The 1133-nt window shown below is 64.5% G+C and carries 1 protein-coding gene; it reads right to left on the minus strand.

What is annotated here, in order from left to right; translation table 11 throughout:
• The coding region (locus tag NKI72_RS35090) for an S-(hydroxymethyl)glutathione dehydrogenase/class III alcohol dehydrogenase (protein WP_352852260.1) at positions 1-1118 on the minus strand (1118 nt) is incomplete at its 3' end.
• Between the last annotated feature and the right edge of the window lie 15 nt (positions 1119-1133).

The following is a 1133-nucleotide window of genomic DNA, read 5'->3' on the forward strand; positions in this document are numbered from 1 at the left end:
ACCACGCTCCTGATCGACTTGCCTTCATGCATCAGGTCAAAGCCCTTGTTGATGTCCTCGAGCTTCAGCGTGTGGGTGATCATCGGATCGATCTCGATCTTGCCGGCCATGTACCAGTCGACGATCTTCGGCACGTCGGTGCGGCCGCGCGCGCCGCCGAAGGCGGTGCCCATCCAGGTGCGGCCGGTGACCAGCTGGAACGGCCGCGTCGAGATCTCCTGGCCGGCGCCGGCAACGCCGATGATGACCGACTTGCCCCAGCCGCGATGCGAGGCTTCCAGCGCCTGCCGCATGACTTTGGTGTTGCCGGTGCAGTCGAACGTGTAGTCGGCGCCGCCGATCTGGTCGGCGCCGCGCTTGGTCATGTTGACGAGATGAGCCACGACATCGCCGTCGATCTCCTTCGGATTGACGAAATGCGTCATGCCGAATTTCTCGCCCCATTCCTTCTTGTCGTTGTTCAGGTCGACGCCGATGATCATGTCGGCGCCGGCAAGGCGCAGGCCCTGGATGACGTTGAGGCCGATGCCGCCGAGGCCGAAGACGACCGCCGTCGCGCCTTGCTCGACCTTGGCCGTGTTGATCACAGCACCGATGCCGGTGGTGACGCCGCAGCCGATGTAGCAGATCTTGTCGAACGGGGCGTCGGCATTGACCTTGGCCACCGCGATCTCGGGCAGCACGGTGAAGTTGGAGAAGGTCGAGCAGCCCATGTAGTGGAACAGCTTGTCCTTGCCGATCGAGAAGCGCGAGGTGCCGTCCGGCATCAAACCCTGTCCCTGGGTGGCGCGGATGGCGGTGCACAGATTGGTCTTGCGCGACAGGCAGGACGGGCACTGCCGGCATTCCGGCGTATAGAGCGGGATGACATGGTCGCCCTTCCTGACCGAGGAGACGCCCTTGCCGACGTCGACGACGATGCCGGCGCCCTCATGGCCGAGGATCGCCGGAAACAGGCCTTCCGGGTCGGCGCCCGACAGCGTGAACTCGTCGGTGTGGCAGATGCCGGTTGCCTTGATCTCGACCAGCACCTCGCCATCGCGGGGACCTTCGAGGTCGACCTCCATGATCTGCAGCGGCTTTCCGGCGGCAACGGCGACAGCGGCGCGCGTTTTCATCAGGCAATCCTCCCA

The sequence above is a fragment of the Mesorhizobium sp. M0437 genome (assembly GCF_040321335.1).
Taxonomy (GTDB): domain Bacteria; phylum Pseudomonadota; class Alphaproteobacteria; order Rhizobiales; family Rhizobiaceae; genus Mesorhizobium.